Source organism: Lunatimonas lonarensis (assembly GCF_000390185.1).
GTDB classification, from domain to species: domain Bacteria; phylum Bacteroidota; class Bacteroidia; order Cytophagales; family Cyclobacteriaceae; genus Lunatimonas; species Lunatimonas lonarensis.
The window spans coordinates 96,909-121,138 of record NZ_AQHR01000040.1; the positions used below are offsets into that span (position 1 = coordinate 96,909).

Below are 24,230 nucleotides of genomic sequence, written 5' to 3' on the forward strand. Positions count from 1 at the left end.
TAAAGGTGCTGTCAGGTTGCTTTTTACTACGTAAACCAGTTTTTCGTTCCCGGTCTTTGGAAGTAAAAATATGTTATTGTATGTTTAATTCATGAATAAATATTTGGTTTTTCTATTTTCATCTGTGATAGCTGCCTGTGGATCACCCCGGACGCTTGACAACCCGTTTTATGCCTTTAATAATTGTATGCGCACCATGGTGGATTGCCCTGAAGGCGTATTGGATCAGGTGACCTTGGTAAGCAGTCTAGGATTCGATGCGCTGGGTGGCCAAGAAACGGTTGATTTGGAGGGGTTAAAGGATGAGCTTGATCGCAGAGGCATGGCACTCCCGGAGGTCTACATTGGCGTTTACCTACGAGATGGCGCCCTTGTGCTTCCGGATAATTGGGAGGCTATGCTATCCCTTTTCCGAGGCACCGAAACCCTATTTGCTCTTCACGTGCATGTAGAGGGCTATGCCGCGAGGGAAGAATCAATAGATTCACGACTGGTGCGGGAGTTTACCAAGCTGGCCAAGCAGGCAGAAGAATTTCAAATCCAAATGGGCATCTATCCCCACCATGCGTTCTATTGTGAAACTACCCAGCATGCCAGAGAGCTCGCAGTGGCGGTCAATCACCCTCGCTTTGGGATGACGCTCAATCTTTGCCACTTGCTGAAAGTGGAGGGAGCAGAGGGATGGGAACAGCGTGTGGATGGGCTTATTCCGCAGCTCAAGATGGTGTCCATTCACGGTGCTGACGATGGGGATACACAGTCTATGGGTTGGGATCGCCTGATTCGTCCACTTGGCGAGGGCAGCTTTGACACCTTTCGTTTTGTGAGTTACCTTCGTGACAAAGGGTATACGGGTATGTTCGGCTTGCAATGCTACGGTATTAGACAGGATTGCGCGGAGGCATTGCGAAAATCCCAGCAAGCTTGGCGTTCCTTTCAGACGCGGTATGCGGAAAAATAATGGGCTTAGCCAATGATATGGGCGGAACCCTTCTATTTTCCGTATTTCGCGGATTATCAGAAGAGCTGTTTGTGGAGAATGCTATTATACTTGATGGAAAAACAAACCTTTCCCTGAACCCATGAAATCGAGCACTATGAAACTGGTTTACTTCGCCTCTTTGGCATTATCGATACTGCTCTTTTCCTGCCAGGGGAGTAAAGAGAAGCCGTTGAACGTTCTTTTTATAGCGGTCGATGATTTGAGACCGGATATCGGTGCCTATGGAAATACCCTCATTAAGACCCCGCATTTGGATAGGCTGGCGGCTACGGGTACGATTTTTGAAAGCCACTATGTACAGGTGCCTACCTGTGGTGCGTCCCGTTGCAGTATTATGACCGGCTTGCTGCCCCGGCAGGCCGGTCATTTGAAAAATTCGGCCTTCGAGGAGTTTATTTCGGATAGGCCGGAGGCTTTGGTCCCCGAGAGTTTGGTCCACCATTTTCGGAGAAATGGCTACCGAACCGTTGGAATTGGTAAGATCAGTCATTCAGTAGATGGCTTGCTTTACGGCTATAAAGAATCACCGGAGGGTGCCAAGAAGGAAATGCCCCACAGTTGGGATGAGTTTCTCTTTGATGCCGATAAATGGGGAACGGGGTGGAACGCCTTTTTTGGCTATGCCGATGGAAGCAACAGACAGCAATTGGAAGGAAAGGTATATCCTTACGAAATGGCTGATGTGGAGGATCGTGGCTACCCGGACGGTATTACAGCTGATTTGGCAAGTGAGAAACTGAGGGAGTTGGCCAACGGCGACGCCCCCTTTTTTCTGGGTGTGGGTTTCTTTAAGCCGCATCTTCCCTTTACTGCACCCAAAAAATACTGGGATCTTTACAGCCGGGATCAAATCCCGTTGGCGGCCTTCAAAGAGTTGCCAGAAAACGTACACCTGTCAAGCCTCCAACGAATGGGCGAATTTAATCAGTATCTACTAGGGGATGAAAAGGCTACGTTGGAGAAATCCCTGTCCGACGAATATGCCCAAAAGCTGATCCATGCCTATTATGCATCTGTCAGCTATGTGGATGCGCAGATCGGCAAGGTATTGGATGAGCTGGAACGCCTCGGTCTGGCAAAGAATACCCTTGTGGTCGTCTGGGGAGATCATGGATGGCATTTGGGGGAACACCGGGTATGGGGCAAACACACCAACTTCGATATTGCCTTGAGAAGTCCGCTGATAATCCGTAACCCCCTTGCGCAACCCGGTCGTATTGGTAGGGAAACGGTGGTCAGTTCTATAGATGTGTATCCCACACTTGCCGATCTCTGTGGGTTGCCGGTCGATTTCCCCTTGGATGGACAGTCACTTGTCCAACTGATTTCAACGGGAATGGACTCCGAACGTGAAAACCGCGCCTTTAGCTATTTCAATAAGGGAATCAGCATGCGAACAGATAGGTACCGGATTACAAAATATTTCCGGGAGGAACAGCCTTCCATCGAGCTTTACGATCATCTTGAAGATCCGCATGAATCCATTAATATTGCCCTGCAGCGACCGGAACTGGTAGAGGAGCTGACAGCAAAATGGCAGGCCGGAGACACCGGTCTGTATGTACCTCAATAAACCCAATCGTTTGAAAACAATTTTGATAATTTTGTCGGGATGGGCAGTTGTTTCTGTTCTGTCCGCATGTGGCTCCACCCCCAAAGAGCAGGTAAAGCCTGTAAATATTATTTATATTTTGGCGGATGATTTGGGGTATGGGGATTTGGGTGTTTACGGCCAGGAAAAGTTTGCCACCCCCCATATCGACCGCTTGGCCCGTGAAGGCATGTTGTTCACCCAGCATTATGCAGGCTCCACTGTCTGTGCTCCCTCCAGGTCTGCCTTGATGACAGGGCGGCATACAGGTCAGACACATGTCAGAGGAAACAGGGGCATGAATGGTGGGCAGTTTCCGCTTCCAACCGATGCCGTGACCATTCCGAAGTTACTTAAGCAGGCGGGATACGTCACAGGTGCGTTCGGAAAATGGGGTCTAGGCTATCCCGGCAGCACCGGCGATCCGCTTAAGCAGGGCTTTGATACGTTTTTTGGATACAACAGCCAAACCATTGCACACAATTACTATCCTTGGGAACTGAACCATGACGATGGCGTGATCCCGCTTCCGGAGAACGAAGGAGTTGCGCAGGGATTGTACGCCCCCGATCTCATCCATGAAAAGACCTTGGATTTTATCCGGAACAACCGTGATACGGCATTTTTTCTATACATTCCTTCCATTCTGCCCCATGCCGAGCTTATCGCGCCGGAGGAATATATGATGCGGTATTTGGAAAAAGATGCTGCCGAAAATCCACTTGCCTATAAAAGCGGCTTCGAACCCGAGACACCCTATGTGGGGATTGACGATCCAAGTGATCCCCGGTTTAAAGTGGGTGGATACGGATCCCAGCCCTATCCGAGGGCTGCTTTTGCGGCGATGGTAGCCCTGCTTGATGAGCAGGTTGGGGAAATCTTGGATTTGCTTGATGAGCTGGGCCTTACCGAAAACACGCTTGTCATATTTACTTCAGACAATGGACCTCACCGGGAGGGTGGAGCCGATCCGTTTTTCTTCAACAGCAATGGGCCCTTTCAGGGAACCAAGCGAGACCTGTATGAGGGAGGAATTCGGGTACCCATGCTGGCCAAGTGGCCAGCCGTGGTACAGCCTGGCAGCCGCACCGACCATATTTCGGCTTTTTGGGATGTGTTGCCCACAATCGTTGGGATTGCTGGCCTTGAAGCCCCTTCCTCTATAGATGGTATCTCCTTTTTGCCTACCCTCAAAGGTCAGGAACAGCCGCCGCACAACTACCTGTATTGGGAGTTTCATGAGCAGGGCGGTAAGCAAGCGGTAAGGAAGGGAAAATGGAAAGCAATACGCTTGAATGTCCGGGAAGGGAACAAATCCGTGATGCTCTTTGATCTCGATGAGGATCCGGGTGAGACCATAGATCTGGCAGGTACCCATCCGGCTATTGCGGATGAACTTTCCACCCTTATGGACCAGGCCAGAGTGGAGGATCCTGAGTGGCCCTTTTTACAGGCAGCAACCACCCCCTAAATGCATAGATTCATGGAATTCATTTATGTAATTTGTAGAGAAAATCGTGCTTGTCATTCTGTTTTCCTCCTGCTCGCTGTTGCTTGCTGGGCAGCGGGCTGTTCAGGAGTGCATTCGGACCAGCCTCCCACCTATTCGCTAAAGGAAGGGAAGCGCCCTAACATTCTGTTTGTCATTTCCGATGATCAGTCCTATCCCCATGCCTCTGTCTATGGAGAAGATTGGCTGAAAACCCCTGCATTCGACAGGGTCGCCAGGGAAGGGGTGTTGTTTACCCAGGCCTATACGGCCTCGCCTGGGTGCAGTCCAAGCAGGGCCGCCATTCTAACCGGATTGAACTGTTGGCAATTGGAGGATGCCGGTACCCATGCGAGTGCTTTTCCGGCCAAGTTTACCGTGTTTCCTGACGTACTGGAAGAATTGGGCTATCACGTGGGGTTTACCCAGAAAGGGTGGGGACCGGGCAATTGGGAGATCAGCGGGAGAAAAAGAAACCCGGCAGGAAATCCTTACCAGGAAAAGCGGCTTCAAGCCCCCACAACCGGCATTGTTTCAAATGACTATGCAGCGAACTTCGTGGATTTTTTGGCCGACCGAGCGTCAGAGCAGCCCTTTTGTTTTTGGTTTGGCGCAGCAGAACCACACCGTGATTTTGAAGCGGGTTCCGGATTGGCTTCCGGCAAAGATCCTCTTGCCGTAAATGTCCCCGCTTTTCTGCCGGACACGCCGGAAATCAGGAGTGACCTCCTGGATTATGCCTTGGAAATAGAATGGTACGATCATCATTTGGGGCGCATGCTTGCCCATTTAGATTCGATCGGTGAGCTGGACAATACGCTGATAATTGTCACCGCAGATAACGGCATGGCCTTTCCACGTGCCAAAGCAACCATGTATGAGCATGGCATTCATGTGCCTCTTGCCATTCGCTGGGGTCAATGGGCGAAGCCCGGACGGATCTTGGATCACTTGGTGAGCTTAATTGATGTAGCCCCCACCATTCTGGAGGCAGCAATGGGAGAGGCCTACGCGGCTTATGCACAGGAGAATCCGGTGGAGGGGAAAAGCATGGTGGCATTGCTTGGGGGTGATCGGACAGAAAATGCCGTGGATGTAGACCGACCGGTTTTTTCTTCTCGCGAAAGGCATTCCAGCTCCAGATGGAACAACCTAGGTTACCCACAACGGGCGATGCGTAAAGGCAACTTGCTTTATATCCGGAATTTTGCGCCCGCGCGTTGGCCGGCAGGTGCACCGCAAAAGTTTCTCGATGCCGGTACCCTAGGTCCTGAACATGGGGGGTATCACGATATCGATGGTTGTCCCACCCTGGATTTTCTGATAGATAATCGGGATCACCCTACTTACGGTACCTATTTTCAGTTGGCAGTGGCCAAACGTCCGGAGGAAGAGCTGTTTGACCTGACGTCAGATCCTTTTTGCCTAAACAACCTGGCCACTCAAAAGAGCTACGAAGCTACGCTGGCCGAGGTGCGGGATGAAATGGAAACCTATCTGCGCCGTACAGGAGATCCACGGGTGACCGGCAACGGAGAAATCTTCGAAACTTATATCCGTTATTCACCCATTCGGGAATTTCCCGAACCTGACTGGCTTAATCAACCTGAATCCATAGATCTTAAATCAAACTAGCCTTGCGCCTACTATCCATCTTCTTATTTATTGGTCTTGGAGGCTTTTTCCTCGGTTGCCAACAAGACACCCAGAACAGGTATACTTCCTGGGAAGTGTACCGGGGCTCGAAGGAAGCAAACCAATACGCTGGGTTGGCCCAGATCAACAAGGAGAACGTGCACCTGCTGCAGCCTGCATGGGAGTTTCACACCGGCGACAATGGGCCCCGAACTCCGATGGAGTGCAATCCTATTGTGGTAGGAAACACCATGTTCGTGACTTCCCCCAAACTGGACCTTATTGCCCTGCATGCAGCTACCGGGGAGCTACTATGGCGGTTTTTTTCCTCAGATTTCAATGAGGGGTCGGGGGTGAACCGTGGCGTGACGTATTTTGACGATGGGGCGGATGGAGTGATTTTTATGCCTGCAGGCCCCTTTCTCTTTGCCGTTAACGCCAAAAATGGCGAATTGGTAAAAAGCTTTGGGAACGAGGGGAAAATTGACCTGCGCGAGGATCTTGGAAGAGATCCTGCCAAGCTCTCCATCGCTCTTTCCACTCCTGGAATACTCTACGAAAACCTGTTGATCATTGGTTCAGCTACGGGAGAGGGATACGACGCATCCCCTGGTCACGTGCGAGCCTATCATGCACGTACCGGTAAACTGGCCTGGATCTTTCACACCATCCCCCAACCGGGTGAGTTCGGATACGATACCTGGGAATGGTTGGAGGGTGAAAACTACGGTGGAACCAATAATTGGGGAGGCCTTAGTCTGGATGAGGAAAAGGGCTGGGTATTTGTCGCCACTGGTTCGCCAACCTATGATTTCTATGGAGGCAACCGACTAGGGGAAAATCTATTTGGAAATTGCGTGATCTCACTCGATGCCAAAACCGGTGAGAGGCAGTGGCACTACCAGGCAGTAACCCATGATCTTTGGGATTATGACCTTCCCTGTGCCCCCACCTTGGTTACCATCCCGATCGATGGCAAACCGGTGAAGGCACTGGTGCAGCCCACCAAAATGGGGGAGTTGATTGTGTTGGACCGCTACACAGGTAAGCCCTTGCTGCCCGTAGAAGAACGAGCCGTTCCTCCTTCCTATGTGCCCGGTGAACGCGCCCACCCGACCCAGAAGTTTAATCAGGGCATCAGGTTGGTTCCACAGGGGATGGACAGTACTTATCTGACGGATCTTTCCGAGGAGGCCAATGCCTATGCACGGAGCGAGCTGAAAAAGTACCGAAACGAGGGTATGTATACCCCGCCCAGTATAGAGGGAACACTCACCATGCCCGCCACCCGCGGAGGATCGCTTTGGGGAGGGGTCTCCTATGATCCCATCCGTAACCGGATCTACGCCAACGTAAATGAGCTTGCTATGATCCTCCAGCTTCGACCGGTATCACCGGTAGGTGCAGAGGAAACCGAGCTATCTGGTTACCGGGGGTATATGCTCAACTGTTCAAACTGCCACGGAGCGGATCGTAAAGGCCTTGCAGAGGCCTACCCTCCCCTTTTGGGTATAGCGGATCGCTACAGTAAGGAGGAAATCAGGCGAATAATCCGGGGTGGGAAAGGTGTAATGCCGGCTTTTAGCCAGTTTGACAATGCCCAATTGGACGCGTTGGTGTCATTTGTGATCGATGGACAGGTTCCTACAGGAGAATCCGTGCCGACAGAGAAAGTGGATAAATACGTGATGGCCGGCTTTCGGTTATTCTTGGACGAAGAGGGGTTCCCCGCCTCCAAACCTCCTTGGGGCACGCTGAACGCCATTGATCTCGAAACGTTTTCTATCGATTGGAAGGTGCCACTCGGCGATTACCCATCACTCACCGCGCGGGGCATCAGCGGCAAGGGAACCCAGAACTTCGGTGGATGTGTGGCCACTGCGGGAGGATTGGTATTCGTAGGGGGCTCTGCGGACGAGATGTTCCGCGCCTTCGATGCGGATACCGGTGAGGTACTTTGGAGTTACAAGCTGCCGGCCGGTGGTTATGCCGTTCCTGCCGTTTATGAAGTGGACGGACGTCAGTATGTGGTCATCGCGGCAGGCGGGGCCAACCGTATCGGTACGCCAAGTGGAGACAGTTTTGTAGCCTTTGCGCTTCCGTAAGGTCAGGTAGTTTGGCAGAAAGATTGTTGCCCATAGGGGTGGGCAACAACTTCTACTATTCCATCCTATGTACCAATCACGTATTCCTTCCTACAGCTACCGCCGGGGATTCCTTTGGCTTTTTATCTTTTTTGTGTTGGCATTGATTCCCCTCTTTATCGGCTATGGGTGGAATGTACCCTCTTACAGAGGTTTCTGGGAGGAGCTGGGCGTTTCGATGGGATTTGTCGGGTTGGGGTTATTTGCGGTTCAATTTCTGTTTTCCGGACGCATTCGGCAGATAGCACCTGCGTTTGGGGTAGACAATATCGTACAGTTTCACAAGGAAATAGGTGTGATTGTGCTGCTTTTTGGGATGGCCCACCCGGTCATCCTGCTTGTCGTGGATAGTGCATATTGGGGATATTTTGACCCAAATGAGAATTTGCCTCGTGCCTTGGCACTTGGAGCAGCTTCGATTGGTATGGTTCTTTTGTTGGTGAGCAGCCTGTGGCGGTCTTTGATAGGGTTGTCCTACGAATTGTGGAGGCTGCTCCATGGAGTGCTTGGATCCTTGATACTGTTTGTCGGCATCGTCCATGCCCTCCAAGTGGGCCATTACCTAAACGACCTGGTGAAAATGCTGTTGTTTGGGGGATACTTGGCCGGGTTTCTGTACCTATTTGTCCATTCGCGGTTGGTTCGGCCATTCCAAAACAGCAAACAGCCCTACGCTATTGCTGAAGTGATTCCGGAAAAGGACGACTGCTATACACTCAGGCTTAGGCCTCGTACAGGAGAGCGCATGCATTACGAGCCCGGACAGTTTTTGTGGATTACCATTCATTCCTCGCCCTTTTCCACGCAGCAGCATCCCTTTTCCTTTTCATCGAGTCCGCTAGAGCCGCTTATTGCCATCACGGCCAAGCGCTTGGGGGATTTTACGCGAAGCTGGATTCAATTAGAGTCCGGTCAGACGGCCTTTCTGGAAGGCCCCTATGGGTCGTTTACATTAAAGGATCGCCCCTGTTTCTTTGTTGTGGGAGGTATAGGCGTAACACCGGCCATTTCGATTTTGAGAACGTTGGCAATCCGCGGGGACACCCGGCAGTGCATCCTTCTGTATGGGAATGAATCCTGGAAAAAAATCCCCTTTCGCGAGGAGTTGGCCGAGCTGGAGGCGGCACTGCACTTACAGGTGGTGCATGTGCTCCGAGAACCCGATGAGGCGTGGCAGGGCGAGTGTGGCTTAATCGATGAGCGGTTGATAGATACGTACTTACCCGAGAATAAAAATTCTTTTGATTATTTTATTTGTGGTCCGGAGCCCATGATGGACGTGGCAGAGCTCGCGCTAAGGCATCAAGGAGTGACTTGGAAGCAGATTTATGCAGAACGCTTTGACTTGGCTTAAGCCCTTTTGATATGGAAAAACACCGAAAAATATTTTACCTCACGGTCAAACGAATCGCTGATTTGGTCGGCATGCTGCTGCTGGCAGCGGCAATCCTGGTCGCTGCACGCATCTTTGGGTAGAAAGGGAGTGGCAGACCGGGCATGCTGTTCAGAAAAGGGAGAACTTTAGTTTGTCCGTCAGCAGCTCCAGGGCCATGATGGCTTTCACCGAGTTTCCTTTTTCATTTAGCTCCGGGCTCCACACGGCGATACTGAATTTGTGGGGCATCACCGAGGCCACACCTCCGCCCACACCGCTTTTTCCAGGTAGGCCTACCCGGAAGGCAAACTCGCCCGACTCATCGTAAAACCCGCAGGTAAGCATCAGGGCATTGATCCGCCGTGCGACATTCTCGGTAACGATTTCCCGATTCGCATAGATGGAATAGCCGTCATTGGCCAAAAAAGAAAAGGATCTGGCCAGATCCACGCAGCACATCTCCATGGAGCAATGGGCCACATAAGTTTGGATGACTTCTTCTACCGGATTGTCAAAGTTTTGGAAGGCTTTCAAGAAATACGCCAAGGCCGTATTTCTTTCTGAATGCCGGAGCTCGGAACGCATGACGTCCTGATTTATGGTGACGCATTCTTTGCCTGACACTTCATGGATAAAGCGACTTACCTCCTCAAGGGGATCGTCGAATTTGGTGGTCAGTGCATCGGTGATCACCAGGGCCCCTGCATTGATGAACGGGTTTCTGGGGATTCCTTTTTCAAATTCCAGTTGGGCAATGGAATTGAAGGGGTTGCCACTTGGCTCTACATTTACCCGCGACCACAATTTGCGTTGGAATACATGGGCCACCATGCTGAGGGTGTGTACTTTGGAAATACTTTGGATGGAAAATGGCTGCTCGTAGTCGCCGACGCCATATACGGTGCCGTCCAGGTCAACCAACGCGATTCCAAATTTCTCTGCATCCACGTTGGCAAGCTCCGGAATGTAATCGGCCACTTTCCCTCTGGGGTTTTTGGATTTTACTTCTTGGTATACGTCTTCGATGATGTGCTGGTAGTCCATGAGGCTAATGTGGCGATTTTGGGGGTAGGGTCAAAGGCTTTGGAGATACTTTTGGGAATTAGATCGCAAAGTAGGTTTTTGGAGTGTTGATATATACTTCACGATATATTACCTTGGCAAAGCGAAAGTGCGCTCGAATCAGATCTTTAGTTTTGTAGTGGCGTAGGATCGTTAGTTTCGCTAATCGTAGATCTCATGTCCAACTTTAACTTACACCCCCACTAAGATAGGCGAAGAGTGCAGGCAAGAACCATCTGTTCCTCTATGAATGAGGAGATTGATTTTTGGTTGAACGAAAAACTCTCCAAAACAAAAAATAGCTGCCTTTAACTTCAATTTTCTGAGTTTTTTGGACAGCTATGACTAATCGTGAATGATTTAATAAATGTAGTCATTTCGTTATCTAATTCAGGCACGATTTCGGAGGTTCTATCACAAATGATTTCAACTCCAAAATTATCCCGTTTGATATAGCCAATAAATACAGTATGTTCAATTGAATTACGTTCATAGGTACCTTTAAATATGGCTGATTGAGGATCATTGGAATAATCTGGATATCCTCCTAAAAGATGCCAAGTCAAGTTGAAATTTTTTGTTCCTATCAAGCCAGCACTATACTCTACAACATCCAGCGTGTCATTTAGTTTTTCGTATATTATAGCCATTATTGGTTCTACTGGTCTGTTTTGGGAATCGATGAGGGGTTTGTGTTTAAACATCACAATTCCTTTTTTACTTCGTTCCGGGGGTATATCTTGGATCAATTTCCATTTCGAAGAATCAGGAAGTTCAAATTGAACGCAAGGATTGATTTTCTTTATGGCTAAATGATCAACTGAGGTCAATGATTGCGCAAATGATTGATGATAGGCAATCATTAAAACAGATAAAAGAACTACTTTCATATATTTTCGTCGAATTAATGCCAACGTTTTGCGTATTTGACTTGTGCTGGCTTTCGAAGCATTTTTTTGTTGGGTCGTAACAAATATGTTTGACAACACAAATCTTGAATTTACAACTTTCGCCTCCCTATATTATTTAAAAAACATGTGCCTACCATGGCCAACAGGTTTGCAATATACCATAAAAATTCAGAGGGTGTACTGATTTCTCAGTATCCCATATACCGAAAACCGAGATAGGCTTTGCGTAAGTAATATCGACACGGGAGTCGCTGCCCTGAGGCGGTAGCAGGTCGCATATCCTACCTTGTTTTTCACAGGCGTGTTTTGCCGAGGGTGGTGTTTTGTAATCGAAATACTATCCAATATCCCCCTTTTTGGCAACCTAGCTATTGGTTTTCGGCTGGGGGTTCCTTATATTTCGTTCTAAATGTGAATTAGTTATGCATGTCTCTAAATTACTGTGGTTGCTTTTGGTTTTGTTTGTTGGGTTTGTAATCTACCGTCTTGCCAATGTAGTGCTGGAGGAGGAAACACAGATCGAGTTCTTGCCGGTAGGAAGCGTGGAGGTAAACCTGCGGTCCCAAACAAAATCCGCCGATGGTACTTGGCAGGTGGCCGTGCAGCAGAGTCGTTGGAATCCCACCCAGACCGCCATAATCGTGGTGGATATGTGGGATGCACATTGGTGTGAGAGTGCCACCCAACGGGTAGGGGAGTTGGCACCCCGTATGGATGAGGTACTAGTGCGTGCCAGGGAAAAGGGAATCACCATTGTGCATGCACCCAGTGGCACGATGGAGTATTATCAACAAAGTCCACAGCGTAAAAAGGCCCTGGCGTTGCCCCACCACGAGGCACCTCCCGGATTTCCGATAAATGACTGGTGCTACTTGGATCCCAATGCAGAGAATCCCCTGCCGATTGATGACTCGGATGGTGGCTGTGACAAGCCATGTGCTGACGGACAGCCCTGCGTTGAGCGCACAGCTTGGTCCAAACAGACACCACTCCTGACGATTGGAGACGAGGACTATATTACGGACAAGGGCCAGGAGGTTTTTAATTTGCTCTCCGAAAAAGGCATAGAAAACGTTATCATCATGGGTGTGCATACCAATATGTGTATTTTGGGCAGGCCATTTGCCATTCGGCAGTTGGCCAATCTTGGCAAAAATGTCGTTCTGATGCGTGATATGACGGATTCCATGTACAATCCGGAGCGGCATCCCTACGTTAGCCACTTTGAGGGCACAGACCTGGTGGTAGACCACGTAGAGAAATTCTGGGGTCCGACCATGCTGAGCACGGATATTACCGGCAAGCCTGCCTTTGTATTTGCAGAGGATACCCGCGGAAGCCGCTAGAGCTTCGATTGGTAAGGCCTAAGCCAGACCTTCAGAAGGATCAGGAAAAGCGACAGTGAGAAGAAGAAGAAAAGCTCGAAGATGCCCGTATTGCCCAGGAGAAAAAAGAGACCCACTGATACGCCTACGATAGTAAAAAGCATCCACGTGGACCGGACGGTGATTTGTTGGTCGATCTGGCCCAGAAAGCGGATAAACAAATAGAGGGAAGCCGTTAGACTAAGGGCAAATAGTACGGCCATTACCGCATGTAGTTTTTTCAGAAAAGGCAGTTCTTCTACGGCGGGGATGATCACCGTAAGTACCAAAAACATAAGGGACCCGAAGAGCAGTTTTTTGGCTTTGCGATGCTGAAATGCTTTTAATACGTACAGCCTATACACGTAAAAGGTGATAAGCAGACCCGTGACCACACCCCAAATGATAAACCCCGTGCGGTATTCCACCAAGTTGCCGATCATGCTGAGCGTGAAATAGAAGGGCGATTCCTTGGTGCCGAAAAGAAAGGTATAGGTAGGAATGACCAAGACCGCAAAGATGGCAAGGTACCGCATGTAGCCTTTGCTTAGCTTGTCTTCTGCTGATAGCCTGGAATAGAGGGACATAGGAGCTGGATTGGTTTCTTTTACAAAATACTGGCAAGCGGAGTCAAAAGCAAGTCAGCCCCTGTTTTTTTGCCGGAAATCTCTCCAAATTACTCATTGGATGAGTTAGTAGGGATTAGATTTGGTAAATGTCGTTGCCGGTGTTATCTTTTGCCATCAATCACCAACCCTATGCAACTATCCTTTTTGGATTGGGGGATCCTGTTTCTGTTTTTCGCCATTTCCCTTGGTGTGGGATTTTGGGCGTCCAAGCAGGCCGGGAAGGATTCCCTTTCGTTTTTTCTTTCGGGGCGTAATATGCCCTGGTACCTCCTGGGCGTTTCCATGGTGGCAACTACTTTTTCGGTAGATACGCCTACCTTGGTATCGGACATTGTTCGGCAAAACGGTGTGTCAGGCAACTGGGTTTGGTGGGCATTTTTGATGACCGGCATGTTGACGGTTTTTGTGTATTCGAAGCTCTGGCGACGCTCCGAGGTGATTACCGACGTGGAGTTCTACGAAATTCGCTACAGTGGGAGAATGGCTTCTTTTCTGAGGGGGTTTCGGTCTATTTACTTGGGGGTAGTGTTTAATGTGGCCATTATGGCGGCGGTTACCTTGGCTGCCATCAAGGTAGGAGGGGTTATGCTGGGCCTTTCGCCGGTACAGGTAATTTTGTTGGCTGGGGGCGTCACCGTGGTATTCAGCTCCATGGGTGGGTTTTTGGGAGTAATCGTCACGGATTTTATCCTGTTCTTGGCCGCCATGGCGGGATCTATCCTTGCGGCGGTATATGCTGTCCACCACCCAAAGGTTGGCGGGTTGGCCAATCTGCTTAGCCACCCGGAAGTTGCGGACAAGCTCGCCTTCTTTCCCGACTTTAATCACTGGGAGTTGGCAGTAGTCGTATTTATTATTCCAGTGACGGTTCAGTGGTGGAGTGTCTGGTATTCTGGTGCCGAACCAGGGGGGGGAGGATACGTGGTACAACGCATGTTGGCCGCCAAAAATGAAAACCACGCAATGGGCGCCACCCTACTATTTAACGTTGCCCATTATGCCATACGCCCTTGGCCGTGGATTGTAGTGGCCCTGTGCAGCTTGGTGGTTTTTCCGGATCTGGAAGCAATCCGTAGTGCTTTCCCCGATTTGGATCCGAGCATTATAGGACATGACCTAGCGTACCCGGCGATGCTGACCTTACTTCCGGCGGGTTTGGTGGGCCTGGTCTTTGCCTCTTTGCTGGCTGCCTATATGTCTACCATGTCGTCCTGTCTAAACCTCGGATCCTCGTACTTGGTCAATGACCTGTACAAGCGGTTTATCAAGCCTGAGGCAGAGGAGAAGGAACTGGTGGCAGTTGGACGGATATCTACCCTTCTTCTGATGCTGATCGCCAGTGTATTGGCTTTATTCTTGCAAAATGCCCTTTCGGCATTCAACCTGTTGTTGCAGATTGGAGCTGGGACAGGACTGCTGTTTATCCTGCGCTGGTTTTGGTACCGTATCAATCCGTACAGTGAACTTACAGCTATGCTGGTGTCATTTTTGGTGGCATTGGGGTTTATGGTGTTGGAAAATCACCAGTCCGGACAGGTGCAGGCTTTGATAGGCTTAGGGATGGATCCGGAATCCGCCGCTGCCCAGATCCGACCTTTAAAGACACACGTCCAATTGCTGCTGGGAGTAGGCATCACCACGTTTTCCTGGCTCTTGGTAACCTTGCTTACCCGCCCTTCCTCGATGGATACCCTCGAGGCATTTTACCGAAGGGTTCGCCCCGGTAGGATTGGATGGCGTAAAATCATCGAATATGCCGCTTCGCAGGATAGACATTTTTCGAAACATGAAAAACATTCGGATATTCCTCAGGGCGTGCTGGGCATGGTACTGGGCTGTATGGCCGTTTATAGCGCATTGTTTGCCACGGGAAGCTGGATTTATGGGCATGTAGCCATCGCGGTTTGGTTAAGCCTATCGGCGTTGATCACCTCTTGGCTTGTTTTTCGTATCTGGAGCAGGATGAACCCTCCTGAGGGTAGGCAAGCTTCTGACTTGTAAATGTGTTACTTTTTCTTATATTAAGCTTATTAATCAGGATTTTGATCCGTTTATAAAATTTCAGGTTTTGAAGAGCATAAAAACGCAACTTGCTTGGAAAATCTATGTTTATTTTAGTAGATTTCGAAAAAGAGAGTAACCTCGCAGCTGCTACATTCTACAATGGCAGCTCAAGATAAGTAAGTATACGATGAACATCAAATGGAATCGGTTCCCCATAGGAATTAGCCTGCTCGCTTCGGTGTGGTTGGGGCAGGCCTGCCAAAAGGGAGGAGCAGATGCGCCTGCCCTGGAGTCTGTTCCCGATCAGATTAGTTACAATTTTCATGTGCGCCCCATCCTCTCAGACAATTGCTTTGCCTGCCATGGGCCCGATGCAAACAAACGGGAAGCTGGTCTGAGACTGGACATAGCGGAGGATGCCTACAAGGCATTGGCAGAGACCCCTGGGGCGCACGGGATAGTACCTGGTAATCCATCCCGATCGGAGGCCTTTATACGGATGGTGTCCGATGATCCGGAATTGCGCATGCCTCCTCCATCCTCCAACCTAAAGCTGACCGACATCGAGATCCAGGTAATCGAAAAATGGATCAGGCAAGGTGCCAAATACGAGCCGCATTGGGCATTTGTGCCGCCGGTGAAAGCACAGGTACCCTCTCCGAAAGATGCGCGTTGGGCTCGAAACGACGTAGATCGCTTTATCAGGCATACCATGCAACAGGTGGGTTTTAAACCCAACGAGGAGGCGGATAAGGAAAGCCTGCTCAAGCGTCTTAGCCTGGATCTCACAGGTTTGCCGCCGACGGTGGAGATGATGGACGATTTCATTAACGACAATGATCCAGATGCCTATGAGCGTTGGGTGGATCGTCTGCTCAGTAGTGATGCCTACGGCGAAAAGATGGCCGTTTACTGGATGGACATTGCCCGTTTTGCGGATTCTCATGGATTTCAGGATGATAGTTACCGCAGTATGTGGCCCTGGAGGGATTGGGTGATTCACGCCTTCAATTCAAATATGCCCTATGACCAGTTTGTTACCTGGCAGCTGGCCGGCGACCTATTGCCTAATCCTACGAAGGAGCAGATTTTGGCTACCGGCTTCAACCGTAACCACAAAATTACCGAAGAGGGTGGGATTGTCGATGAGGAATATAGGGTAATGTATGTAACCGACCGTACCAATACGGTTGGCAAGGCACTGATGGGTATCACCATGGAGTGTGCGGGCTGCCACGACCACAAGTACGATCCCATTTCGCAAAAAGAATATTATGAGCTATACGCCTTTTTTAACAATATTCGAGAAAGGGGCATAGAGTCCGTAGTTGGCGGGCCTGAGACCTACGCAAAGGTGCCCTTTATGGAAATTACGAATGAGGAGGTGTCGTCTATCCTGAGATTTGTGAACAAAAGGGATACCTTACAGCTGATTGTTTCCATTATGGGTGAGTTGGATTCCATCAGGCCGACCTATATTCTGGATAGGGGGCTCTACGATCAGCCCACTACTCCGGTGAAACCCCGTACCCCGGAGGCCATTTTGTCGTTTGCCCCGGATTTGGAGCCAAATCGCCTGGGTTTGGCCAAGTGGTTGTTTGATCCCCAGAACCCGCTTACTTCGAGGGTATTTGTAAACCAGATATGGCAGGAGTTTTTTGGACGAGGGATAGTCAGTACGCCCGGTGATTTTGGCATGCAGGGTGCACTTCCCAGCCACCCAGAGCTTTTGGATTGGCTCGCCGCTGATTTCATGGAACACGGCTGGGACATAAAGCGGCTTGTGCGGCAGTTGGTTACCTCTGCGACCTACCGGCAGTCCGCGGTGTTGACTGCTGATAAGATGGAACGGGATCCCGAAAATATTTACCTTGCCCGGGCACCAAGGTTTCGGGTGAAGGCGGAGTTTGTCAGAGACATCGTACTCAGCAGTTCAGGCCTGATAAATCCCGAAATAGGTGGGCCCAGCGCAAAGCCCTACCAGCCGCCGGGATTGTGGGAAGGGGCGACTTCTGGCCGGGGAATACTTTCCATGTACAAGCAGGATCACGGTCCGCAGCTATATAGACGTGGTCTTTACACCTTCATAAAACGTACGGTGCCACCTCCAGCCATGACCATGTTTGACGCGAGCAATCGGGATCAGTGTGAAGTGGAACGCACCCTCACCAACACCCCATTGCAGGCCTTGGTCATGCTTAATGACCCTACGGTGTTGGAAGCTTCGAGGGTGCTGGCGGGGCGGCTGTTGCAGTCATCAGGTTCGGCGGAGGATCGTATCGCGACGGCGTTCAGACAGATTGTTTGTCGTACGCCTACTGAACGTGAAATGAAACTTCTGACCAGATACCATCAGGGGAGATTGGAGTCGCTGGGGATCGATGAAGCGCGAGATCTCCTGACAGTAGGGGAGTATCCCATGGTACAGGGATTGGATGAGGTGGAATGGGCCTCGCTGATGCAGGTCATTGTATCAATTTATAATTTGGAAGAAACGATTTCGAAGACATAGTTATGGAAAATCCGTTGTTGGAACACCGACTGAACATTAACCGCAGACGGTTTCTATCCCGCATGGGAATGGGTATTGGAAGTGTTGCCTTGGGGTCTTTGCTTATGCCAGACTTATTTAAGGGTATGAAAGGGGAGGGTGCCGGATTGGTGCCTGGCATACCTGATTTTGCCCCTAAAGCAAAGCGGGTGATCTACCTTTTTCAGAATGGAGCTCCTTCCCAGTTGGAGTCATTTGATTACAAACCGAAGCTTGTTGACTGGTTTGGACAGGAGTTGCCGGATTCGGTGCGTGGTGGCCAACGGCTTACCGGTATGACGGCCAACCAATCCTCCTTTCCATTGGTGGGTTCGTTTGCAGAGTTTAAGCAATATGGTGAATCCGGTGCCTGGGTGAGCGAGCTTTTTCCGTATACCTCAAAGATTGTCGATGATCTTTGTTTTGTACGTTCCATGCACACCGAGGCCATCAATCATGATCCGGCACTTACTTTTTTCCAAACGGGCGCCCAGCAGGGAAATCGCCCCAGTATGGGGGCTTGGCTGAGTTACGGCTTGGGCAGTGAAAACAAAAACCTTCCTGCATTCACGGTATTGCTTTCCCGCGGCATTGGGAACGGACAGGGAGTTTACTCCAAGCTATGGACCAACGGTTTTCTGGACTCGGTACATCAAGGGGTTCAGTTTAGCAGTGGAGAAGACCCAGTCCTCTATTTAAGAGATCCAAAGGGTATGAGTAGGGAAGAACGAAGGGCGATGCTGGACAACCTTGCCGATATGAATCAGCTGGCTTACGACCGCTTCGGTGATCCGGAGATTACGGCTAAGGTCAAGCAATACGAAATGGCCTATCGCATGCAAACGGCTGTTCCGGAAATTTTGGATCTATCCAAAGAACCCGACAGTGTTATCAAACTTTACGGCCCGGATTGCCTGGTACCAGGCACCTACGCAGCCAACTGCCTGATGGCCCGAAAGCTATCGGAAAGTGGGGTTAGGTTTGTGCAGCTTTACCATCAGGGCTGGGATCAACATGATAACCTTCCTTACGAAATACGTCATCAGGCCAAAGACACCGACCAAGCCTCTGCCGCCCTAGTCACGGATTTAAAGCAGCGGGGATTGCTCGACGAGACGCTGGTCATCTGGGGAGGGGAGTTTGGCCGTACCAATTACAGTCAGGGAAAGCTTACAAAGGACAATTATGGTAGGGACCATCATCCGCGTTGCTTTACCATTTGGATGGCCGGTGGAGGCGTGAAACCCGGGTTGGTTTACGGAGAAACGGACGAGCTCGGCTACAATGTAGCGAAGGATCCCGTACATATACACGATTTCCAGGCGACAGTTCTGCACTTGCTGGGGCTTGACCATGAAAAGCTTGTCTTCAAACACCTGGGCAGAAGGTTCAGGCTTACCGATGTGCACGGGCATGTGGTAAAAGATTTGATCGCATAATTAATAAAATATTGAAGTGACCCAAAACCGATCCGTTCCCATCGCCCTGCAACGGGCTGCCGAAGGCGTGCTGTTCGCCGGCAATGTCTTGTTGCTATTCTTTCTTTTCTTTGAGTCGTATATACAGATACCCCTTTGGTTGAGCCCGCTGGGTCGGATGCACCCGCTTTTGCTCCATTTCCCCATCGTTCTGCTGGTTCTCCTATTGGTAATGGAACTGTTCGTTTCCAAGGAAGTGTACCAGCGCAACCCGATTTTAGGAGAAGTATCCCGCATATTGCTGCTGGCCACCGCGCTGGGCGCCCTGTTTACTGCGATTATGGGGCTGTTTTTGTCTCTGGAAGAGGGATATACGGGCGATTTGGTAGTACAGCATAAATGGAGTGGCTCGGCACTGGCTGTTTTTCTGGGACTTTTCTATTTTCTGCGGGGAGAGTTTTCGCTGAACCCCAAGGTTACCCGAATAGCCTTGTCCCTTTCGGTTGTCTTATTGGTGGTGGCTTCCCACTGGGGCGCAACCCTTACACACGGAGAGAATTTTCTTTTTGCTCCGATCGCGGAAGCGAGGCAAGAGACGGTTTCATTGGAAGATGCGGTCGTATTTGACCACATGGTGATGCCGATACTGGAAAGAAAATGCAATTCCTGCCACAATCCGCGAAAGTCCAAAGGAGAGTTGATCATGACAACTAAAGAGGGTCTGTTAAGAGGTGGAAAATCCGGCCCCTTAATGCTGGCAGGAAATCCCGATGCCAGCTTGATGCTGGAGCGGATCTACCTGCCACTTGACGACGAAGAACATATGCCTCCAAAGGGGAAGACCCAGTTAACAGAAGAAGAAATCCGGTTGTTGGAGCTATGGATAGCTCAGGATGCCAACTTTGAAACCCGTGTGGCCCAGCTTGAACCCCAAAACGAGTTGTTTCAGCTGGCAAGCATCCGCTTCACCCAAGGTTCTCAGGTGGATGACTATACCTTTGCCCCAGCGTCCAAGGGAACAATCGACAAACTGAACCATGCGTTTCGGTCCGTTTCGCCACTTTCGAAGGACTCCCCGGCATTGGATGCACGGGTCTTTTCCAAAGCGGAATATTCCAGCAATGTGCTTGAGGAGCTATTGGAGGTTAAGACGCAGCTTGTCTACCTAAATCTAAGTGAGATGCCGGTTACGGATCAGGATCTGTCCATCGTAGCGCAGTTTGAAAACCTCAACCGGCTAAACCTCAATTTTACAAGCATATCTGGGGCAGGGCTAAACCGACTGGCGGATATGCCCAATCTTCATCATCTTTCCGTATCAGGAACCGCCGTAGATGATGCGGGAGTTCGGGCCTTTTTAGGAAATTCGGGAGGTTTAAAGACGCTTTATATTTGGGATACAGGTCTTTCCGTTCAGGAACTGGATCAGTTGGAGAGGGATTTTCCCACTATCCGTATTCTTAGCGGAAGGGAAATCCGGGACATGGATGTGCTGCAGCTAAACCTTCCCGTATTGGCCACTCCATCGCCTATTTTTGGTGACTCCATGGTCTTGGCGTTGGGGCACCCGATCCGGGACGTGATGATCCGGTATACCTTGGATGGCACCGAACCGGATAGCCTTACTGGAATGGTGTATAAGGCGGGAGAGAAGGTGCTGCGTGAGGGCAACGTAATAAAAGCAAAGGCCTTTAAAGAAGGATGGTTGGGCAGTGACCTTGCGATCCTCCGCGTATACCAAAACAAATACAACCCGGATACGGTCTACCTGCTTTCCAGGCTTAACCGAGTTCATCCAGCGAACGGGCCACAGACCTTTTTTGACGGGGAAATGGGTTCCTTTAATGCAAACAGCCCTGCTTGGGCAAACAACTGGGCGGGTTTCCTAAATAACGATTTGGAACTCCTTCTTGAGTACAAGGAACCCGTTCCAGTAAGCAGTATTGCCATGCGCGTACTTGTAGAGCCGGAAACGGTTATTTTCCCCCCTACTTCCATCGAACTATGGGGAGGTGACCATCCCGACAGGCTCCGTCTATTAGGTAGGGTGCAGCCAAAACAGCCAACACAACTTGGAAAGCCATACATAGATGATCTTTCGCTTCAGGTTCCTACGTTTGAAGGCACATTTTTCAAGGTGATTGCAAAACCGGTGGCCAGTATTCCTGATTGGAGTCCTAGAAAGGGCAGGGCCGCGCTTTTGCTGGTGGATGAGATGTTTGTCAATTGATTTTTTTGAGAAAACAACCCTACAAGTGTAGCCAAGCAGGATGACCTATTTGGCTCAACTTGTAGGGTGGAAAACGCTGTTCCTGCTGGAAAACAACCAAGGCACTTGCTCAAAACATTCACTTTATGTACAGTTGGATAATCAACCCTTTCCTGAATATCCGGAAATCGGGCAGTTTAAAAATACTATCCTTTTCGGACAGCCTCGTTTAATTTCCCACTTGAAAGGAATGGGTGGCGTAAACCGGGGAGCCTTTGTCAGAAATTCCCTGAACGATGACCCGATAGGTTCCCGGTGTATCCGCGGTGAAAAAGGAAAGGGTTTGCCGGGCATTTGCTTCCAAACGAACCGAGGGTTCCCAATGAATGGTGGTTCGCAGGTCAGGAAACTGATAATAGCCGCCTTCACTTCCGTCGTATTTTGGTACGTAAAACTGTCTTGCCCTGGTAAACCCACCCATTCGATAGCGAATGATATGCCTGCCACTATCGGGGTCGATCTCCGTATCTTCTCCACCGCGTCGTGTATACAGGGCAATCACACCTCCGCTTGCCTGTCCCCCATAGATTCCTGCGGATCCGGGCCCTTTTAGAATTTCGACTCGGCTGATATCAAACTGGCTGATACCTTGGACGGCTGATTCGGAAATCATCACACCATCCAACAAAAATAGGGGAGATCCCTGCCCACGTATCACCGCACGGAATTCAAAGCCCCCTTTTGGGATGATTTGAAGCCCCGCTACACGACCCTGAAGACTTTCCAGTATGTTTCCAGAAGGTGCTATCGGAAGCTGCTCCCGGGTAAACGTGGCATCAGCCCGGCGGTGTAGACGAAAGGGCTCGTTGACCTCAGCCCGACCCTCTACGACTACCTCATCCAGCATGATTTCGCGCAGAGCAATACCCGAAAGTGCTGACTCACTTGCCTGAAATTGGTACTGCATTGTGGAAATGTAGTTTCCGGGAATGTCGGTGATCTTTCCGGTTGGTAGCCTCAACGTGTAGATGGGGGGTTCCAATCCACTCAGATGGTCGATAATCTCTACCTGAACCCCGCTCCGGTTTCCCCTTCGGTCGGATCCCTGGATGACAAGGTCGATGGTATCCCGAAAATAGAAACCTTGAAAGGCAAAATATCCCTGTTGGTTTGACTCGGTCGTGATAAATGACTGATACCGATCCTGGAGGAACAGCAATGCCTCTCCTCGGTCAATACCTTTTCCATTTTCCTGCGTCAATCGCCCCCATAGCTGTAAATCCATCTCGCTGCTGTGTCGTATTTCGGGAAGCCTTTGTTCAAGCAGGGTGTTCCACTCAAACCTACGCCAGCCTTGGGTCATCATTAGGTAGCGGAGGGCTTTTTTTCGGTCGGCGTTGGCGGGGTCAAAATAATAATAGGGGTTTTCTATATGGCCTTTCAGATCCGAGCTGAGAAGCAGGTAGGTTTTTATGTTTTCCTGCTCGCTGTGGAATCCTGCTTGGTCTTCGGAGATTACGGCAACCGAAAGATCGAGTTTTTCCGCCGGTTCACTTCCAGTATGGGTGAGTTGCAGGTTTACAAGCTCTCTAAAATCGAGATTTGATTGGTCCATTCCAATGGAGATCATGGCCGGTTCTTCTTTTTCGATGTATAGCAGCCGTTCTGCAAGTGGCACCCCCTGACGGTCTATCAGGACAAGACTGGCAACTCCGATGGGAAAATCATTTTTGACCAACGAAAGGGAAACCTTTCTGCTTTCTTCCACAAAAACATCTGTAGCTTTCACTAAGTTATCGCCGGCAATGGCTAGTAAACTCAGATTCTGACTTCCCGCATTGAGGGAATGCAGGTTGATGAGGATATGCTCATTGTCGGAGTTTTCATCGACCTGCAAAAGGATGCCCTTTTCAATTGGATCAGGAAAGGGATACCGCTGCTGCAAATGCACGGGTTCGATGATGAGGGCGTGGTACCGAGTGCCTGCTTTAGGGGCGAGTTGAAAGCTGCCCATACCTTGGTGAAAATCCTCAAACCCTACCACTTCGTTGCCATCTTGGTCAAAAACCTGTCCCTTTACCGAAAGCCCCTTTCCATCCGGTCCAACGGCTTTAAATGCCACCTCCTGTGTTTGACCGGCCAGTAAATGGCCACCCTCTGGAAAAAACTGTAGATCGGGCAGTCCGGAGGGAGATGCCTCTGTCTGAACCTCACCCTTTTTTTGTAGAACCTGAAGTTCTCGCTGAAACATATCCTTTGATCCAAAATTCCGCATCCATTGGGTGTAAGCTACCAGGAAGTAAGTACCCGCAGGCAGCGATTCTCCTAGCTGCATATCGCCTATTGCCATTCCGTCTTCAATAGGTAGCGTCGCTTTCATGACCGTTTCCTCACGATCGTTCCGTAGTTCCAGGTGTAAAACGGCACTTTTCTGCGTGGGTAAAAGGGATGCCGCATCAAGTATATAACCTTTTAGCCATATCAGTTCGCCTGCAACATATAGGTTTTTGTCTTGGTGTATATAGACTTTTTCGGGCGCATAATTTATTCGAAAGGTGTTGAGATAGGTTCTTATTTTGAGTGTAATATCAGGGTCATTCTTTGGGATAGAAGCCCCGACGACCAGTGATAATACCGATAGCATCAAAACCAATTTTGCGAATATTTTCAGGCGTTTTTCCATAGTGATCCAGCGTTCCTCTACATAAGTAAACGGCAAACGTAAACTTTCAGCCGTCTTTTCGGTACATTGTTTTGTCAGACCTGCCGTCTCTTATACTTGGAAGCGCGTTTGAATAGCCGGGGAAGGGTTGGTTTTTCCATAGAAAGGTGGCTAGGAGGAGATTGAGACGCTAAGCGCGGGTAT

15 protein-coding genes are annotated in these 24,230 nt (G+C 49.9%); 11 read left to right on the forward strand and 4 right to left on the reverse strand.

The window, feature by feature from the left end; all coding sequences use genetic code 11:
• Positions 1–91 precede the first annotated feature (91 nt).
• From ADIS_RS22205 to ADIS_RS05395, 6 genes are all read left to right on the forward strand, one after another.
• On the forward strand, positions 92–961 hold the full coding sequence (locus tag ADIS_RS22205) for a sugar phosphate isomerase/epimerase family protein (protein ID WP_051113266.1): 870 nt from the start codon (positions 92–94) through the stop codon (positions 959–961).
• A 121-nt stretch (positions 962–1,082) separates the two neighbouring features.
• Positions 1,083–2,576 carry a sulfatase gene (locus tag ADIS_RS05375; protein ID WP_035804777.1) on the forward strand — a complete coding sequence of 498 codons (1,494 nt, stop codon included), beginning with the start codon at positions 1,083–1,085 and terminating at the stop codon, positions 2,574–2,576.
• Positions 2,563–4,065, forward strand: coding sequence for an arylsulfatase (locus ADIS_RS05380; RefSeq protein ID WP_010853349.1), 1,503 nt, complete (start codon positions 2,563–2,565; stop codon positions 4,063–4,065). The genes ADIS_RS05375 and ADIS_RS05380 overlap by 14 nt, the downstream gene beginning before the upstream one ends.
• Positions 4,066–5,718 carry a sulfatase family protein gene (locus tag ADIS_RS05385; RefSeq protein WP_238325385.1) on the forward strand — a complete coding sequence of 551 codons (1,653 nt, stop codon included), beginning with the start codon at positions 4,066–4,068 and terminating at the stop codon, positions 5,716–5,718. It begins immediately after the preceding gene.
• A 2-nt stretch (positions 5,719–5,720) separates the two neighbouring features.
• Positions 5,721–7,823, forward strand: a complete 2,103-nt coding sequence (locus ADIS_RS05390; RefSeq protein ID WP_010853351.1) for an outer membrane protein assembly factor BamB family protein — start codon at positions 5,721–5,723, stop codon at positions 7,821–7,823.
• Positions 7,824–7,890: 67 nt separating this feature from the next.
• Positions 7,891–9,216: a ferredoxin reductase family protein gene (locus ADIS_RS05395; RefSeq protein ID WP_010853352.1), complete on the forward strand. Its 1,326-nt coding sequence runs from the start codon at positions 7,891–7,893 to the stop codon at positions 9,214–9,216.
• A gap of 150 nt (positions 9,217–9,366) precedes the next feature.
• Here the strand turns inward: ADIS_RS05395 and ADIS_RS05400 are convergent, their stop codons facing one another.
• Both ADIS_RS05400 and ADIS_RS05405 read right to left on the reverse strand, forming a co-directional pair.
• Entirely contained in the window at positions 9,367–10,281 is a 915-nt protein-coding gene (locus tag ADIS_RS05400; RefSeq protein WP_010853353.1) for a glutaminase, read from the reverse strand.
• Positions 10,282–10,613: 332 nt separating this feature from the next.
• Entirely contained in the window at positions 10,614–11,189 is a 576-nt protein-coding gene (locus ADIS_RS05405; RefSeq protein WP_155907141.1) for a hypothetical protein, read from the reverse strand.
• Positions 11,190–11,632: 443 nt separating this feature from the next.
• On the opposite strand from ADIS_RS05405, the gene ADIS_RS05410 reads away from it, so the two are divergent.
• Positions 11,633–12,556 carry a cysteine hydrolase family protein gene (locus ADIS_RS05410; RefSeq protein ID WP_155907143.1) on the forward strand — a complete coding sequence of 308 codons (924 nt, stop codon included), beginning with the start codon at positions 11,633–11,635 and terminating at the stop codon, positions 12,554–12,556.
• On the opposite strand, the gene ADIS_RS05415 is transcribed toward ADIS_RS05410, so the two are convergent.
• Positions 12,553–13,161: a hypothetical protein gene (locus ADIS_RS05415; RefSeq protein WP_010853358.1), complete on the reverse strand. Its 609-nt coding sequence runs from the start codon at positions 13,159–13,161 to the stop codon at positions 12,553–12,555. The two genes, ADIS_RS05410 and ADIS_RS05415, sit on opposite strands and share 4 nt — an antisense overlap.
• A gap of 171 nt (positions 13,162–13,332) precedes the next feature.
• Between ADIS_RS05415 and ADIS_RS05420 the strand changes: the two genes are divergently transcribed.
• The 4 genes from ADIS_RS05420 to ADIS_RS05435 all read left to right on the forward strand — a co-directional run bounded on the left by ADIS_RS05420 (position 13,333) and on the right by ADIS_RS05435 (position 21,385).
• Positions 13,333–15,204, forward strand: a complete 1,872-nt coding sequence (locus ADIS_RS05420; protein WP_010853359.1) for a sodium:solute symporter family protein — start codon at positions 13,333–13,335, stop codon at positions 15,202–15,204.
• Between the two features lie 190 nt (positions 15,205–15,394).
• A complete protein-coding gene (locus ADIS_RS05425; RefSeq protein WP_010853360.1) occupies positions 15,395–17,719 on the forward strand; it encodes a PSD1 and planctomycete cytochrome C domain-containing protein in 2,325 nt (774 codons plus the stop codon).
• A 2-nt stretch (positions 17,720–17,721) separates the two neighbouring features.
• On the forward strand, positions 17,722–19,176 hold the full coding sequence (locus ADIS_RS05430; RefSeq protein WP_010853361.1) for a DUF1501 domain-containing protein: 1,455 nt from the start codon (positions 17,722–17,724) through the stop codon (positions 19,174–19,176).
• A 16-nt stretch (positions 19,177–19,192) separates the two neighbouring features.
• Positions 19,193–21,385: a c-type cytochrome domain-containing protein gene (locus ADIS_RS05435; RefSeq protein WP_010853362.1), complete on the forward strand. Its 2,193-nt coding sequence runs from the start codon at positions 19,193–19,195 to the stop codon at positions 21,383–21,385.
• A 208-nt stretch (positions 21,386–21,593) separates the two neighbouring features.
• On the opposite strand, the gene ADIS_RS05440 is transcribed toward ADIS_RS05435, so the two are convergent.
• Positions 21,594–24,008 carry a TonB-dependent receptor plug domain-containing protein gene (locus tag ADIS_RS05440; protein WP_162141557.1) on the reverse strand — a complete coding sequence of 805 codons (2,415 nt, stop codon included), beginning with the start codon at positions 24,006–24,008 and terminating at the stop codon, positions 21,594–21,596.
• Positions 24,009–24,230: the final 222 nt, after the last annotated feature.